The sequence below is a fragment of the Halorubrum wangae genome (assembly GCF_051194135.1).
Taxonomy (GTDB): domain Archaea; phylum Halobacteriota; class Halobacteria; order Halobacteriales; family Haloferacaceae; genus Halorubrum.
Genome location: NZ_JBLZNH010000004.1, coordinates 143,583 through 158,682 on the forward strand (window position 1 = coordinate 143,583; position 15,100 = coordinate 158,682).

Below are 15,100 nucleotides of genomic sequence, written 5' to 3' on the forward strand. Positions count from 1 at the left end.
GCTCGTGCACCGGTACCCGCGCGGATTTATAAGCGAACGCCGCGGTCGTTCGGACTGAGGATCACTGTCGTCTGTCAAGAACCCTCGATATCAGCGCCGCCGACTCGCCACCCGCTCTTCCGCCGTTTCCGTGCTGACGACCTCGTAGAGGATCGCTCGCCCGCCGTCTTCTTTGGGACGCAACACCCGTCCGAGCCGCTGGGTAAACTCTCGCTCGCTCCCCGACCCCGAGAGTACGACCGCCACGTTCGCGTCCGGCACGTCGACGCCCTCGTCGAGGACGTTCGCGGCGACGACCCGGCCGTACGTCCCGTCGCGGAAGCGTTCCAGTATCTCGCGGCGCTCCTCCACTCCCGTCTCGGCGGTGATAGCGGGCAGGAGGAAGCGTTCGGAGAGCCGGTAGACGAGATCGGTGTGAGCGGTGAACACGATCACGCGGTCCTCCCGGTGACGGTCGAGGATCGACTCCAAGCGATCGACCTTCCGACGCGCGTTCATCATGATCTCGCGGGCCTCCTGTTTCGCCAGGAGGGCCTCGCGGGCGGCCGGGTCGTTGCCCGAGCGTTTGACCAGTTCCCGGTAGTCGCTCCCGCTCGTGAACGTGATCCCCGCGTCGCGGACGTACTCGACGAAGGTGCCCTGCTTCTGGTCGTACCGCTCGCGCTCGTCGGGGGTCAGTTCGACCTCGATTCGCCGGATGTCGTAGGGGGCGAGGTGGTCCCCGGCGAGGTCGTCGACGTCGAGCGCGTAGACGCGGTCGCCGATCAGTTCTGCGACCGTCTCGTGAGCGCCGTCGGGCCGCTCGAAGGTGGCGGTCAGCCCCAGTCGCGCGGGCGCTGCAAGCAGTCGCGCGACGTCGCGGTACCCCTCCCCGCCGAGGTGGTGGACCTCGTCGAAGATCACGAATTCGAAGGCGTCGCCCACGCCGTCGGCTTTCAGGTACGCCGAGTCGTACGTCGACACCGTGATCGCCTCGCGGCGCTGCTCGCCCCCGCCGAACCGACCGATCGGAACGTCGAACTCGCGCTCTAACTCCCGCTGCCACTGGTCGAGGAGGTCGACCGTGGGGACGACCACGAGCGTCGGGACGCCTAGTTCGACCATCGCGCGGATCGCGATCACGGTCTTGCCAGCCCCGGTGGGGAGTTCGAGCACCCCTCGGTCGCCTGCGTCGCGCCACGCGTCGAGCGCCGTCCGCTGGTACTCCCGCAGGTCGTAGTCGGTCCCGAGCGCGTTCGGAAGCCCGGCCTCGCGCGCGGCGCGGTCGCTCGCGTCCAACACGCGGTCCTCGACGCTCGCGCCCGCGACTTCCAGCGCCCGCCGGATGTCGGCGTAGCGGTAGGCGGGAGCCCGGCCGGTCCCCGATCGGGGATCGAACTCGACCCCCGGCAGCGGCGGGAGCGACGCCTCGGCGTCGGCCGACCCGTCCCCGTCGACAACAGACCCCGCAGCGTCGACGCGGATGGTACCGTTTTCGTAGGTCAGCCGGACGTTCATCGCCGGACGTTGCCGACCGACTTACAAAGGGGCACCGCCTCCGCCCGCTATGCGCACTGACGAACTCGACCCCGAACTCGCTGCCGTCGTCGAGGAGGTCGACGCGCTCGGGCTCCCCGAGTGGCACGAACTCTCGGTCGACGCCGCGCGACGCGTCGAAGATGAGGTGTTCTCCGGCGATCGGACGCCCGCCGTCGCCGACGTTCGGAACCTCACGTTCGACGGCCCCCACGGCGAGGTCCCGGTGCGCGTGTACCGACCGAAGCCTGCGGTCGAGGCCGCCAGCGGCGGCGCCGACGGCGTCCGCACCCTCGTCCACTTCCACGGGGGCGGTTGGACGCTCGGCACGCTCGACTCCATCGACGGACCGTGCCGCGAACTGGCGACTCGCGCCGACGCGGTCGTCGTTTCCGTGGACTATCGGCTCGCGCCCGACCACCCGTTCCCCGTCGCGGTCGACGAGGCGGCCGCGACCGTCGCGTGGGTCGCGGAGACCGCCTCGGCCTTCGGCGGCGACCCGAGTCGAGTGGGCGTGTCCGGCACCAGCGCGGGGGCGACGCTCGCGCTCGCCGCGTGTCTGCACGGACGCGAGATAGAGCCCGCCGCAGCCGAAATCGCCGCTCAGTTCCTCCTGTATCCGATCGCTGGCGACGACTTCGAGACCGAGTCGTACCGCGAGAACGCCGACGGCCCCCTGCTCACCCGCGCCGACATGCGATGGTTCTTCGACCGGTACCTCCGGAGTCCGGTGGACGCGCACAACCCGTTCGCGGTGCCGCTCCGCGCGAGCGACCTCGGTGGACTCCCACCCGCGACGGTCGTCACCGCCGGGTTCGACCCGCTTCGAGACGACGGCGTCGCGCTCGCGAAGCGGTTCGCGGACGAGGGAACGCCGGTCGAACACCGGCACTACCCGGCCATGGCCCACGGGTTCTGCAGCCTCAGCGACCGCGTCGCCGACGCGGAGGAGGCACTCTCGGCGGTCGCGGACGACGTTCGCGAGCGACTGTAGCGGGTCGGTCGCCTCGCGTCGCCCGGCGACGCCTCCAAGTGGATCGCCGAGAAATGATCTGTATGACACTTATCGGCTCCGCGGTAACCTTCGTCGTCGGTCTGCTCGTCGGCGGACTGGCGATTTTCGTCGCCGCCGCGGTCGTTACCGGAACGCGCGACTACGGGCACGCCGTGTTCACGGCACTGTTCGGCGCCATCGTCTGGGCGCTCGCGGCCTTCTTCCTCTCGTGGCTCCCGCTGATCGGCGATTTCATGCCGCTTCTCGCCTGGGTGTGGCTGATTCGTCGGCGCTACGACGTCTCGTGGGTACACGCGGGGGTCATCGGCTTCGTCGCATGGGCCGCGGCGATATTCGTGCTCGCCGTGCTGCCGTTCGCCGGCGTGACCGACGCCGTCGGGATTCCGTTCGTCCGATCGCTCTGACTGCTCTAACCGCGCTAACCGCGCTAACCGCGCTAACCGCGTTAACTGCGCCGATTACTCCGATCGCTCATCGAGCGATCAACGCCCCGCCGATCACCCCGAGACGGTGGTTTTCACGATGCTGACCGGCGAGACGGACCGACGGGAGACGCGCTCCGTGACCGATCCGAGCATCCGCCGGTAGTTTCCGGAGCGCCTCTTCGACCCCATCACGGTCAGGTCGATGTCCTCCTCGTCGATGTACCGGAGGATCTCCTCGTGGGGAACTCCGTACACGAGAGTGGTGACGGTGTCGACGCCGGCGTCGGCGGCGTGTGCCGCCACCGCGTCGAGCGCGTCTCGGCCCCGATCCTCGAGGGTCTCCGCGGCGCCCTCCGACCCGTCGACGAACTCGTCGCCGGAGTACGCGTTGACGATGTCGCTGTCGACGACGTACAGCACGTGGAGGGTCGCGTCGTATCGGTCCGCGGCGTCGACGGCGTGATCGATAGCGCGGTCGACGCCTTCGGTTCCGTCCGTGGGGAGGAGTATTCGGTCGTACATACCGCACGATTCGGGAGGTCACCGAATAAATTGGTCGACGGTTCTCACGGGATCGGTCACCGTTTCCCGAACGATTAACACGCTGCCACGCGCCGAACTGTCCATGACCGAGGCTGCGGACCGACTGTTCGTGAACGGGGAGATCCACACGCTCGCGGCGCCCGACGAGACGTACGAGGCGGTCGCGGTCCGGGACGGCGCGATCGTCCGGCTCGACAGCACTCGCGAGGTCGAGTTCCTCGAGGGAGTCGACACCGACGTCGTCGACCTCGACGGTCGCGTCCTCCTGCCCGGATTCGTCGACGCGCACACGCACCTGACGACGGTCGGGCGCTACCTCGTCCACGCAGACCTCTCGACCGCCGATTCGCCGGACGAGGCGGTGAATCTGTTGGCTGAACGGGCCACGGAATTGGCGGACGAGCGCGCCGGGGCGGCAGGGTCGGCGACCTCCGACGACCCCGTTCTCGGCTACGGTTACGACGAGTCGACGTGGGAGGAGGAGCGGTATCTGACGCGGGCGGACCTCGACCGCGTCTCGACGGAACGGCCCGTCGCCGCGTTCCGCGAGGATATGCACGTCGCGGCCGTCAACGGGGTCGCGCTCGATCGGTTCGCCGACGCGCTCGCCGCGGCGCCGGACGAGACGGTACCGACCGACGAGAGCGGCGACCCGACCGGCGTCCTGTTGGAGAGCGCGATCGACCCGATCTACGAGGCGTTCGAGTCCGGTCCGGCCGAGACGCGGGACATCGTCGAGGCCGCGCTGGCCGACTGCGCCGCGAAGGGGATCACCGGCTTCCACGACATGGTGCGGAACTCGCACGCACCGCGAGCCTACCGAGAACTCGACGCCGAGGGGGAGCTGACCGCGCGCGTCCGGATCAACTACTGGAGCGACCACCTCGACGCGCTGCGCGAGGTCGGCCTCGGCACTGGCCACGGGAACGACATGGTCGAAGCGGGCGCGATCAAGTCGTACACGGACGGGAGCTTCGGGGGGCGGACCGCGCGGCTCTCCGAGCCGTACGCGGACGACCCGGAGGAGCGAGGCCAGTGGGTCGTCGGTCCCGAGGAACTGGCGGAGACGGTCGCGGCGGCGACCGAGGCGGGCTACCAGTTCACCGCGCACGCCATCGGCGACGAGGCCGTCGAGGCCGTTCTCGACGCTTACGAGGGAGACTCCCGGAACGATCCCGGCGAGGCGCGTCACCGGGTCGAACACGTCGAACTCGCCGACGACGCGGCGATCGAACGACTCGCCGAGTCGGGGGTCGTCGCCAGCGTCCAGCCGAACTTCCTCAAGTGGGCGGGCGAAGAGGGGCTCTACGAGGCGCGACTTGGGGACGAGCGGACCGCCGCGACGAACCGCTATCGAGACATGCTCGACGCCGGCGTGAACCTCGCGTTCGGCTCGGACGGGATGCCGATGGACCCCCTGCTCGGCGTCCATCACGCGGTGACCGCTCCCGCGGAAGCGCAGCGCCTGACCGTGACCGAGGCGCTGCGTGCGTACACCCGCGGCGCAGCGTACGCGGGCTTCGACGAGGACCGACTCGGCACGGTCGCCGTCGGCAAGCGCGCCGACCTCGTTGCGCTCGACGCCTCTCCGTGGGAGCGGTCCGACGAGATCAGCGATATCGATCCCGTGCTGACCGTCGTGGACGGCGAGGTCGTGTACGACGGGCGTTGAGCGGGCGCGTCGGCTCGCCGACGACCGCGAACGATACCGCGATCGTTCGGGTCGAGAACCCCGCAAGCGCTGCCAGGAAAGCGTAGTTATTAATCATGTAGTTCGTACGTTTGGCCATGGCAGAGATAGCTATCGAGTACGCGGCCGGCAGTCGCCTCCAGCCGGAGGCGGAGACGGCCCGACGCCTGATCGACTCGTATCTCGGCGACCGCTCGGACGTCGACGGGGTAACCCTCCGCCCCTCCGCCGACTCGGTGTTCTGCGTCAGCGTCGAAGGTGACCGGATCTGGTGTACCGATCCCCGCGAGTACATCGAATCGATGGCGGCCGTCACCGCGGCCCGACAGCGGCTCGCCGAACTCTCCTGAGCCCGCGACCCGCAGACTGACTGGCGGTGCCCGGTTCGATCAGTCGCGGTGCGCTTGCGCGTGAGTCTGAACGAACTCCCGGAGCAGTTTCCCCGCCACCGCGGCGGCCTGACCGTCGTCGCGGTCGTTTACCTCGACGACGTCGAATCCGTCGGCGCGGGGCGCGACCGCTCGGACGAGGTCACGCGCCTCGCGCGGCGCGAGTCCGAACGGCTCCATCGTCCCCGTTCCCGGCGCGAACCCGGGGTCGAGCCCGTCGACGTCGACGGAGCAATACACCGACTCGCCAGCGAAGGGATCCTCGTCTCCGCCGGTGGTCTCGTCGAGCCACTCGCGGGCCTCCGCCGGCGGCACAACCTCGACGTCGGCGGCGGCGGCGCGGTCCCACTCCTCCTCGGAACCGGTTCGTGCGCCGACGATCACGGCCCGGTCGACACCCAGGTCGTCGAGACACCGGCGTATCACGCACGCGTGACTCCACGGATTACCGTCGTAGGCGTCGCGGAGGTCGAGGTGGGCGTCGCAGACGACGAGCACGTCTGGGTCGACCGCGCTGACGCCTCCGTAGGTGACGGTGTGTTCGCCGCCGATGGTGAGGGGCACGGCGTCGTCGATGGTGACGCTGCGCAGTTCGGCCGCGAGATGGTCGAGGTACGCCTCGACGTCGTCCCACGGAGCAACGTTGCCGGCGTCGTGAACGCCCAGAGCGGAGAAGTAGCTCTCAGTGGTGTGATCGTAGTCGTCGTACGTCTCTGCGAATTGCCGGACTCGGTCCGGTCCGAACCGAGTGCCCGGCTGAAACGTGGTCGTGGCGTCGAGGGGAGCGCCGACGACCACGTAGGAAGCAGCTTCGCGGTCGGTCGTCGCTCCGGGGAACATGGCCTCGACTACCCGAGGACCTTACGCTGGCCCTCGTACTCGAGGTACTCGATGTTGTCGTCCGAGGTGAAGTCCTCGCCCTCGGGGATGCGCATCGTGAACGTCTCATAGGTGTCGAGGTCCATGACTTGGGCGTCGTTCCCGGAGACGGAGACGACCTGCCCCTGCTTTCGCTCGATGATCGGGACCCATACCTTCGCGTCGACTGGCTGGGAGAGCGAGCGCTTCTTCTCGTCGAAGACGCCCTTGCCTTCGACGCGCGCCTTTGCGCTCCCGTGTTTGCCGGGTTTCGCGGTGCTGTAGTGGTTGATCTTGCAGGGCGAGTCGTCCATCATCACGTAGCTTCCCTCCTGGAGTTCGCGAACCTGCTTCTGCTCTCTCGGCATGCGAGGTTCTTTTTCCGGCGCGGGTATAAACGGTTTGGAACGGTGCCGACGCCGGCGTTCGGGGCGGCGACCGACGCGCGGGTCACGCTGGGGCGCCACCGACCCAGTGAACGGTCACCGGCAACGGTCCGGAGCTACGGATCCATCTCGTCGACGTACTCCTCGTGCTCGTCCTCGTCGTCTACGTTTCCGTCCGGCGGCACGAACTGTCCGGTGATGAGGTAGCTGGCGACGAAGAGGCCGATGAAGCCGATGCCGACCGCCGCGGTGGTGCGCACGACGAACGGGAAGTCGACCCACCAAAGGACGCGGTCGGCGATCATCATCACGACGACGGCCGCCAGCAGCGCTTTCTGTTCGTCGGTCGGGTCGCGGACGAAGCCGACGACGTCGTCCTTGAGTTCGCCGAAGAATCCCATCTCAGGCACCTCCGTCGTCGGCGTCCTCGATGACGCGGCTCACGCGGTCGAGTCCCTCTCTGAGTTCCTTCGTCGGCAGACCGAACCCGATCCGGAACCGGTCCGGGAAGCCGAACAGCCCGCCGGGCGCGAGCACGACGCTTTCCGTCTCGACGACGGTCCGGCAGAACGACTCGGCGTCCTCGAAGCCGCCGGGCACCGTCACGAACCCGTTGACGCCGACGGGGTCGTGCCAGTCGAGTCCGTGGTGCTCGATCCAGTCGGCGACGATGGCGCGGTGCTTCTCCGCCAGTTCGCGATTCTCCGTCAAGATACGCGGCTCGCGCCGCCCGAGCGCCTGCTTGGCGACGTGCTGGCCGAACAGCGACGGCGAGATGGTGGTGTAATCCTTCCACCGCCACGCACGCTCCACGACCGCTTCGGGGCCGGCGATCCAGCCGAATCGGAGCCCAGCGAGTCCGTACGCCTTCGTGAGGCTCGTCGTCGATATCCCGTGGCGGCCGAAGCTCGCGACAGGGGGCTGCGGCTCCGCCGCGAGCAGTCGGTAGACCTCGTCACAGAGGAGGTACGCGTCGCGGTCGACGGCGACGTCGTACGCCGCCCGCATCGCCGCCTCGTCGTGATACCGCCCGGTGGGGTTGTTGGGGTTGTTCACGACGATCACGGCGGTGTCGTCGCGGGCCGCGTCGGCGATCGCGTCGGCGTCCAACTCCCACTCCGGCGGCTCCAGTTCGACGCGCGTCACGTCGCCGAAGGCGTCCGGGACCGCGTGGAGCGCCTGGTACGTGGGTGTGACCACGACCGCGTGGGATCCGGAGCCGATCGCTTCGTCGCTCGATTCGGTGTCGTCGGGGGCACCGCCGAGCCCCTGGTCGTCGCCGAGCAGCGAGAGGAACGCGAGGAAGTTCGCCTCCTGCGTACCGCAGGTGAAGAGCACCTCGTCGGCGCTCAGGCCGTAACGGTCACCGACCGACGCGCGGAACTCGGGGTCGCCGTTCGTCGGGATGACGTAGTCGAGTCGGCCGGGATCGAGTTCGAACCGACTCGCGTCGAGCGAGCGGATCCCGCTCTCGGCCAACATGATGTCGGCCTCGTGTTCGTACTCCGCGAACCAGCGTTCGAGGCCGAACGGGTCGATGCGCATACCGCAGATGAGAGTGGCGCGAGGTTAGGTGCTACGGTCTCTCGCGGGTTGCGGTCCGATTTCGGCACCCCTGGTCATCGCGCCTCGGTTGCGGAACAACTTTCACCGGCCATTGGTATGAGATGGCATGATACTCTCTCGTTCTCGGATTCTCGCCGCCTTACTGGTCGCGATGGCCGCGCTCGCGGCGGTCGTGTTGGCGGACGTCCTCCAGACCGTCGTGTTTTCGATCACCGTCGCGTACGTGTTGTACCCGCTCCGCAGACGACTCGTCGCCCGGGGGATGTCGGTACGCCTCGCCTGCGCGGCGGCGACCGTCGTCGCGTTTCTCGGCGCCGCGCTCCTCGTGATCCCGCTGCTGTACGTCCTCTATCGCCAGCGGGCGCGCCTCATCGAGATCCTCGGGCAGATACCCGAGGTCGTCGTCATCGACGGGTTTGGGTACGCCCTCCCGATCGAGATGGCGCCGCTGGTGTCGTCTGCGCGGATCGCGCTCCGGAACCTCGCGCTCGCGATCACCGCCGCGACGCCGACGCTCGCACTCGAACTCATCGTCTTCTCGTTCCTCGTGTACGGACTCCTCCTTCGTCCGGACGCGGTCGGCGACGTCGTGTTCAAGATAGTTCCCGAAGAGTTCAGCGACATCCCGGTCCGACTGCACCGCCGGACTCGAACGACCCTGTACTCGATCTACATTCTGCAGGCGGCCACGGCCGCCGCGACCTTCGTGCTCGCGTACCCGCTGTTCTCGCTCCTCGGGTATCAGTCGCCGATCCTGTTGGCGGTGATCGCGGGCGTCCTCCAGTTCATCCCGGTCGTCGGTCCAAGCGTGCTCATCGTTACGCTGGGGGTGGGCGACCTCCTGCTCGGCGAGACGGCCAGGGCGATTCTCGTGCTCGTGTTCGGCCTCGGCGTCGTGGCCTTCATCCCGGACGCGGTGATCCGGACGCAACTGGCCGACTGGACCGGAAAAATATCGCCCGGCCTCTACTTCGTCGGCTTCGTCGGCGGGATCCTCACCGTCGGTGCGATCGGCGTCATCGTCGGGCCGCTCGTGGTGTCGCTCCTCCTCGAGATCATCGAGATGATCTCCGAAGACGAGGCCGGCCCCGGGGCGACGGAGGCGGCCGCTGACTCGGCGAAGTGACGGCTCAGAAAGCGCCTCGGGCGCAGATCACCCGGACGACGGCGGAACCGGCGCGACCGACCTGCGGATTCAAGACCGTCGCACACCATGAGAGAGTATGGCAGGACCGGACCCCGCCGAACTGCGGCGGGTCGTCGACGCGTTCCCCGCGGCGACCGACGTCGAGGGCGCCGGCCGCGTCGACGACCTCCTCGACGGTACGTACGAACGACTGCGACGCGACTGGTACCCGGAGCTCGGTGAACTGACCGACGCGTACGCCGCGGGCGACATCCTCCGGGAGGACGTGCTCGAACACGTCGAGGCGGTCCCCTCGTTCCGTCTCTCCGACGGCGCGGCACCGCTTCCGACGAAGCGACGGGCGCTCGCGAGGGCCGACGAGACGACCGACGCGGTGACCGAGATCGCGGGATGGTACGCGACGCTGCGGTCGATGCTCGACGACAATCCGGACGACCTGACTCGGGTGGAGCGCCTGCTCCACGACTTCGGCTACGTCCTCGCGCACGGGCTGTTTCTCGGCGCGCGGTCGCCTGAACGCGTCGTTCGGCGGCTCAGGCTTGTCTACCGCTCCGTGGGCGTCGACATCGACGAGACGGAGAGCGAGGCCGGCGCGGAGCGAACGGAGTTCACCTGTCCGTACCGCACCGTGGGCGCGCGGTTGTACGGCGAGAAGTGGGTGTGCCACGAGAAGCTCGACCGCGTCGACGATGGCTACGTGACGTATCTCGCGGGGCGGGGGATCGACTATCAGCGGCCGCGGGACTGCGACGGTAGCGAGCGGTGTTACTCCACCGTCGCGCGCGACGGCCCTGAGCAGTGGTGGCCGAAGACCCCGCCCGCTGCGGTCCGTGCCCGATCGTGACCCGTCCTCGCCGGCATCCGCGAGCGAGACCGAACTCGTCGCGGCGGCGTTCGGGAGATCCGTCGCCGGCGGCGAGCGACGAGAAGTCCGCGGCGCACCGCATACAGCGCGGCTACGCCGCCTGGGCGCGGACGTACGACTGGTTCGCGCGTGCGACCGCCTCGGTCGGGGGCGTGCGCGCGGGTTGCGTCCGGGCGCTCGACCTCGATCCGGGCGACACGGTCGTCGAGTTCGGCTGCGGCCCCGGCGTCAACGTCTCGGCGCTCCGCGAGGCTGTGGGCCCGACTGGGCGCGTCGTGGGCGTCGACCTCACCGGCGCGATGCTCGACCGAGCGCGAGGGCTCGCGCAGCGTCGCGGGTGGCAGAACGTCGAATTCGTGCGCGGCGACGCGACCGACGCGCCGATCCGTTCAGCCGACGCGGTGCTCGCGACGTTCGTCACGTCGCTGTTTCCGGACCCGTACACGGTCGTGAGCGACTGGTGTGAGCTGGCCGATACCGTGGTTATCGCTGCGTTCGCGCCCCGAGGGAGCCGTCCCGCGAACGCCGCCCTCGCCGCGTTCGCCCGCCTGAACAGGCGGCTGTTCGACGTCGAAGGCAGCGATCCGCTCGACCGACTCGACGAGCGGACGGCGGCCGCGAGGCGGGCACTGGAGGAGCGCGCGGAGACGGTGACGGAGGAGCGGTACCTGTTCGGCACGATAACGACGTGCGCCGGACACGGGTTCGCGGACGGCAGAAACGGGTGAGCCGCGGGGCGGAACGCAACGTTTAGCGCGCCCCCGGACGCAGTGGCGGGCATGCGCTTCTTCGAGACGCTGGCGGCCCGTATCGAGTCGACGGACAGCGTCGTCTCGGTCGGGCTCGACCCGGATCCGAACCGACTCCCCGAGTTCGTCGCCGACGCCGACCTGCCCCGCTGGGCGTTCAACCGACGGATCATCGACGCGACGCACGAGCACGCCGCCTGCTACAAGCCGAACGCCGCCTTCTACGAGGACGCCGACGGCTGGCGCGCGCTCCGGGAGACGATCGCTTACGCCCACGGGAAGGACGTCCCAGTCCTCCTCGACGCCAAGCGCGCCGACATCGGCAACACGACTCGGCAGTACGCCGCGGCCCTCGACCACGCCGACGCGATCACGGTGAACCCGTACCTCGGCCGCGACTCCCTCCAGCCGTTCCTCGACCGCGCCGAGAAAGGAGTCTTCGTCCTCTGCCGAACGTCGAACCCCGGTGGGAGTGACCTCCAGGACCTCGAACTCGCCTCCGGCGAACCCCTCTACGAGCGCGTCGCGGCGCTCGCGGACGTGTGGAATGCGAACGACAACGTCGGGCTCGTCGTCGGTGCGACCGCCCCCGAGGAGCTGGCCGAGGTCCGCGAGATCGTCCCCGAGATCCCCTTCCTCGTTCCCGGCGTGGGCGCGCAGGGCGGCGACGCGGAAGCCGCAGTCGAGCACGGCCTCGCCGCCCGTCCCGACGCCGCGGTCGACGTGGGACTCGTCAACTCCTCTCGCGGGATCATCTTCGCCGGCGAGGAGTCGAGCCGTCCCGACGACGAGGCGACCTACTTCGGCGCTGCCGGCGACGCCGCGAAGCGTCTCAAGAAGCGGCTCAATCGGCACCGGTAGGCGATTCGAACCGAGCCACAGCCGGCATCCCCGCTACTGCTGGTCTCCGCTACTGCTGACGGCCCTGTACACAGGCCGTGCAGGCGCCTACAGCGTCGTTCCAGTGGTCGTCGCAGACGGCGCGCCCGCACCGGGAACAGGCGTGACGGGCCGTCGCCGCCTCGCACACCTGACAGAGTCCGGAAACGCTCATATCCCTTCTTCGGTCGCGTGCCTTATCAGGACCCGGGTCGACCCGAGCGTATGCGCCAGTTCGTCGTCGTCGGTCACGAGGCGTCCACCGATCCGGACGAGATTTCCCTGTCGGACCTCCCCGGTGCGGGCCGACTCGACCTGCTCTGTCGGTGCGTCGCGACCGGCGTCTTCCTCTCGCACGGGATCCGCGAGTCCGTGCGGGTGCACCTCGTCATCGCGGACGATCTCACGGTCACCTTCGATTCGGACAGCCTTCGCCACCTCCACCCGGACGAGCGCAACGTCGCCGCGCGGGTGCGCGACGCGCTCGCCGCGAAGGCGGACGCCATCGGTCACATGCCCGCCGACGTCTCACCGGGCGTCGAACTCCGGCGGATGGGGCTCGAAGCGACGCTCGACCGACTGCTCGACGACGGAGGGGCAGGGACGCCAGCCGACCCGACGCTCGTGCAGCTTCACGAGGACGGCGACCCCCTCGTCGACGCCGCGCCCCCCGAGAATCCCGTGTTCGTGCTCTCGGATCACCGTGATTTCACCGAGGCCGAAGCGTCGCTGCTCGCGGAGCGCGCAGAGCGTCGCGTCCGCGTCGGCCCCGAACTACTCCACGCCGACCACACCGTGTCCGTCGTCCACAACTGGGTGGACACCGACGGCTACGAGTCCTACTGAACGCCGGACGGCGAGCACCAATCGAACGCGACGAGGGGGTCCGTTTCCGCCTTTCGGAAAGGTTAAAAGAACGAATGGCCTTCTGTCACATGCGGGCCGGTGGGGTAGCTTGGTATCCTTCGGCCTTCGGGTGGCCGTAACCACGATTCAAATTCGTGCCGGCCCACTTCTCCCGCATTCGGTTTTCTCAGAGTCGTTACGGCCGGAGTTCTGAAAGTCCCGCTTCGACGTGAGCGCCGAAACGGACTCGTGGCACACGAAGGAGAGAAGCGACGCGAGCGTTCGAGGGACTGAACTGCGGCTCTGAGACTGGTCCGTCGCTCGTGGCGTCCATCGGTCGGAGAGCGGACGTCTCGAAAAACGGGACCGCGGTGCGAGGACGCCGCCTACCGTCGTCTGGTCCGAAGCGGCGAGCGGTTCATTCGGATTCCAGTTCGGGCTCGAGATACACCTTCCGAACGTCCGGGGCCGCCTCCTTGAGAGCGGCTTCGATCTCGGAGATCCGGGCGTCTATCTGCTCGGTTTCGAGGCCGGGATCGAACGCCACGTCGCCCGCGACGAGCACGTTCTCGGGGCCGAAGTAGACGGTCCGAAAGTCTATTATCTCCGTCACGTCGTCCGATTGGTTGATGATGTTCCGAAGCCGCTGTTCCTCGGACATCGGGAGGCTTTCGCCCAACAGCAGCCGCTTGTTCTCCCACGCCAACGCGATGGCGAACCCCATCAACATGAGCCCGATAAGCAGGGCGGCCGTCGCGTCGTATATCGCGTTGCCGGTGACGTCGGTGAGGAACACGCCCACGAGTGCCAGGACCAACCCGATCAGCGCGATGGTATCCTCGGTGAACGCCGTGAGCGTCGTCACGTTCGACGTCTTTCGGAACGCCTCGACCAATCCGCTCCAGCCGTGATCGTCGATGTCGGCGCGCATCCCGGCGTACGCCTTCGAGAATGCCCATCCCTCGAACAGTATTCCGCCGAGGAGGACGGTGTAGTTCACCCAGATTCCGGGGAAGGTGACCCCGAACTGGGTGACCTGCCCGGCCAGTGCGGCCGTCTCGTGGTGGAGGACGGCGGTGTACCCGTGTTTCGCGCTCTCCCATCCCGCGATGCCGAACAGCAACACCGAGACGAGGAAGCTGTAGAAGAACTGGGCTTTCCCGTACCCGAACGGATGGGCGCGCGACGCCGACTTGTTCCCGTATCGGATGCCGATCAGCAGGAACACCTGATTGCCGGTGTCGGAGATGGAGTGATACGTCTCGGAGAGCATCGCGGGACTCTGCGTGAGCACGAAGCCAACGAATTTCAGGACGGCGATAGCCCCGTTCGCAACGAGAGCAGCGAGCACGACCGACTTACTACTTGCCACAGATCACACGTGCGAGCGTCCGACGGAAATAGTTTATTTCGACGCGTAGCCCGGTCCGGCCTGCCCCTGTCGTCGCCCCGCGTGTCCGAAACCCTCCTTTGGCAAGGTTCAAGTCCACTGCTGGCCGGGTGTAACACAAATGAAGCTCTTCGCCTCGGCGTCAGACCGGCGGCGGGGGATCCTCGCGGTCGTCGCCGTCGCGATCGGGTTCGTCGGACTCTACTTCTTCGTCCGGGAGTACGCGGCGTTCATCACGGACGCCGAGGCCCTGCGGGTGTGGCTCCGCCAGTTCGGCGTCCTCGCGCCCCTCGTGTTCATCGCCATCCAGACGCTTCAAGTGATCATCGCTCCGATTCCGGGACAGGTTGTCGCCCTCGTCGCGGGCTACCTCTTCGGGCCGTTCTGGGGCACCGTCTACAGCCTCACGGGGGTGCTCCTCGGGAGCGCAATCGCCTTCTCGCTCGCGAAGCGATACGGTCGCTCGTTCGTCGAGGACGTCCTTCACGAGGACGTGGTCTCCCGCTTCGACGAGTTCGTCGACACCGTCGGCGTGCCCGGTCTGTTTGCGTTCGTCATCATCCCTGGACTCCCCGACGACGCCATCTGCTTTTTGAGCGGCCTCACGAAGTGGAGGCTCCCCACGTTCATCGCCGTGATCAGCGTGGGTCGCCTCCCCGCCTACGTGTTCACGGTATACGCTGGCGGTGAACTCGCGAATGGGCGGTTCTTCTCCGGCATTGCGCTCATCCTCGCCGTCGTCCTCGCCTCCGTGGTCGGCTACTACAAGCAGGAAGCGATCCGCGATATCGTCGCGCGGATGGAGTCGCGGTTCTCCTTTTAAATAGACGCCCGCGC

General features: G+C 68.1%; 17 protein-coding genes and 1 tRNA gene. 11 read left to right on the forward strand and 7 right to left on the reverse strand.

The genetic code is table 11. The features are described 5' to 3' along the window. Positions 1-90: 90 nt before the first annotated feature. The gene (locus ACNS84_RS13070) at positions 91-1,497 is read right to left on the reverse strand and encodes a DEAD/DEAH box helicase family protein (protein ID WP_435075312.1); all 1,407 of its coding nucleotides are present in this window, start codon (positions 1,495-1,497) and stop codon (positions 91-93) included. Between the two features lie 49 nt (positions 1,498-1,546). On the opposite strand from ACNS84_RS13070, the gene lipP1 reads away from it, so the two are divergent. After that, on the forward strand, positions 1,547-2,509 hold the full coding sequence (gene lipP1 / locus ACNS84_RS13075) for a LipP1 family hormone-sensitive lipase (protein ID WP_435075313.1): 963 nt from the start codon (positions 1,547-1,549) through the stop codon (positions 2,507-2,509). A gap of 62 nt (positions 2,510-2,571) precedes the next feature. Next, positions 2,572-2,934 carry a hypothetical protein gene (locus tag ACNS84_RS13080; RefSeq protein WP_435075314.1) on the forward strand — a complete coding sequence of 121 codons (363 nt, stop codon included), beginning with the start codon at positions 2,572-2,574 and terminating at the stop codon, positions 2,932-2,934. A 93-nt stretch (positions 2,935-3,027) separates the two neighbouring features. On the opposite strand, the gene ACNS84_RS13085 is transcribed toward ACNS84_RS13080, so the two are convergent. Then, a complete protein-coding gene (locus ACNS84_RS13085) occupies positions 3,028-3,477 on the reverse strand; it encodes a universal stress protein (RefSeq protein WP_435075315.1) in 450 nt (149 codons plus the stop codon). Between the two features lie 103 nt (positions 3,478-3,580). Here ACNS84_RS13085 and ACNS84_RS13090 point away from each other — a divergent pair, with 103 nt between their 5' ends. Then, positions 3,581-5,170 carry an amidohydrolase gene (locus ACNS84_RS13090; protein WP_435075316.1) on the forward strand — a complete coding sequence of 530 codons (1,590 nt, stop codon included), beginning with the start codon at positions 3,581-3,583 and terminating at the stop codon, positions 5,168-5,170. Positions 5,171-5,286: 116 nt separating this feature from the next. Next, positions 5,287-5,538, forward strand: a complete 252-nt coding sequence (locus tag ACNS84_RS13095) for a SelT/SelW/SelH family protein (RefSeq protein ID WP_435075317.1) — start codon at positions 5,287-5,289, stop codon at positions 5,536-5,538. 39 nt (positions 5,539-5,577) lie between these two features. Here the strand turns inward: ACNS84_RS13095 and speB are convergent, their stop codons facing one another. The 4 genes from speB to ACNS84_RS13115 form a co-directional block, all read right to left on the reverse strand. After that, on the reverse strand, positions 5,578-6,417 hold the full coding sequence (gene speB / locus ACNS84_RS13100) for an agmatinase (protein ID WP_435075318.1): 840 nt from the start codon (positions 6,415-6,417) through the stop codon (positions 5,578-5,580). Positions 6,418-6,425: 8 nt separating this feature from the next. Then, positions 6,426-6,803: a translation initiation factor IF-5A gene (locus ACNS84_RS13105; RefSeq protein WP_435075319.1), complete on the reverse strand. Its 378-nt coding sequence runs from the start codon at positions 6,801-6,803 to the stop codon at positions 6,426-6,428. A gap of 134 nt (positions 6,804-6,937) precedes the next feature. Continuing rightward, positions 6,938-7,222, reverse strand: coding sequence for a hypothetical protein (locus tag ACNS84_RS13110; protein ID WP_435075320.1), 285 nt, complete (start codon positions 7,220-7,222; stop codon positions 6,938-6,940). Between the two features lies 1 nt (position 7,223). Next, a complete protein-coding gene (locus ACNS84_RS13115; RefSeq protein ID WP_435075321.1) occupies positions 7,224-8,366 on the reverse strand; it encodes an aminotransferase class I/II-fold pyridoxal phosphate-dependent enzyme in 1,143 nt (380 codons plus the stop codon). A 127-nt stretch (positions 8,367-8,493) separates the two neighbouring features. On the opposite strand from ACNS84_RS13115, the gene ACNS84_RS13120 reads away from it, so the two are divergent. The 6 genes from ACNS84_RS13120 to ACNS84_RS13145 all read left to right on the forward strand — a co-directional run bounded on the left by ACNS84_RS13120 (position 8,494) and on the right by ACNS84_RS13145 (position 13,039). After that, positions 8,494-9,513, forward strand: coding sequence for an AI-2E family transporter (locus ACNS84_RS13120; RefSeq protein WP_435075322.1), 1,020 nt, complete (start codon positions 8,494-8,496; stop codon positions 9,511-9,513). A gap of 97 nt (positions 9,514-9,610) precedes the next feature. After that, positions 9,611-10,378, forward strand: a complete 768-nt coding sequence (locus ACNS84_RS13125; protein WP_435075323.1) for a hypothetical protein — start codon at positions 9,611-9,613, stop codon at positions 10,376-10,378. Beyond that, complete coding sequence (locus ACNS84_RS13130; RefSeq protein WP_435075324.1) at positions 10,336-11,127, forward strand: class I SAM-dependent methyltransferase; 792 nt, start codon at positions 10,336-10,338, stop codon at positions 11,125-11,127. Before ACNS84_RS13125 ends, ACNS84_RS13130 begins: the two co-directional genes overlap by 43 nt. A gap of 51 nt (positions 11,128-11,178) precedes the next feature. Continuing rightward, positions 11,179-12,009 (forward strand): orotidine-5'-phosphate decarboxylase, encoded by an 831-nt coding sequence (pyrF, locus tag ACNS84_RS13135; protein ID WP_435075325.1) that lies wholly within the window; start codon positions 11,179-11,181, stop codon positions 12,007-12,009. 243 nt (positions 12,010-12,252) lie between these two features. Further along, entirely contained in the window at positions 12,253-12,873 is a 621-nt protein-coding gene (gene trmY / locus ACNS84_RS13140; RefSeq protein ID WP_435075326.1) for a tRNA (pseudouridine(54)-N(1))-methyltransferase TrmY, read from the forward strand. Positions 12,874-12,966: 93 nt separating this feature from the next. Then, positions 12,967-13,039 (forward strand) — tRNA-Pro (locus ACNS84_RS13145). Positions 13,040-13,291: 252 nt separating this feature from the next. Here ACNS84_RS13145 and ACNS84_RS13150 read toward each other — a convergent pair. Further along, positions 13,292-14,245: a cation diffusion facilitator family transporter gene (locus ACNS84_RS13150; protein WP_435075327.1), complete on the reverse strand. Its 954-nt coding sequence runs from the start codon at positions 14,243-14,245 to the stop codon at positions 13,292-13,294. Between the two features lie 139 nt (positions 14,246-14,384). On the opposite strand from ACNS84_RS13150, the gene ACNS84_RS13155 reads away from it, so the two are divergent. Then, positions 14,385-15,086 (forward strand): TVP38/TMEM64 family protein, encoded by a 702-nt coding sequence (locus ACNS84_RS13155; RefSeq protein ID WP_435075328.1) that lies wholly within the window; start codon positions 14,385-14,387, stop codon positions 15,084-15,086. Positions 15,087-15,100 lie beyond the last annotated feature (14 nt).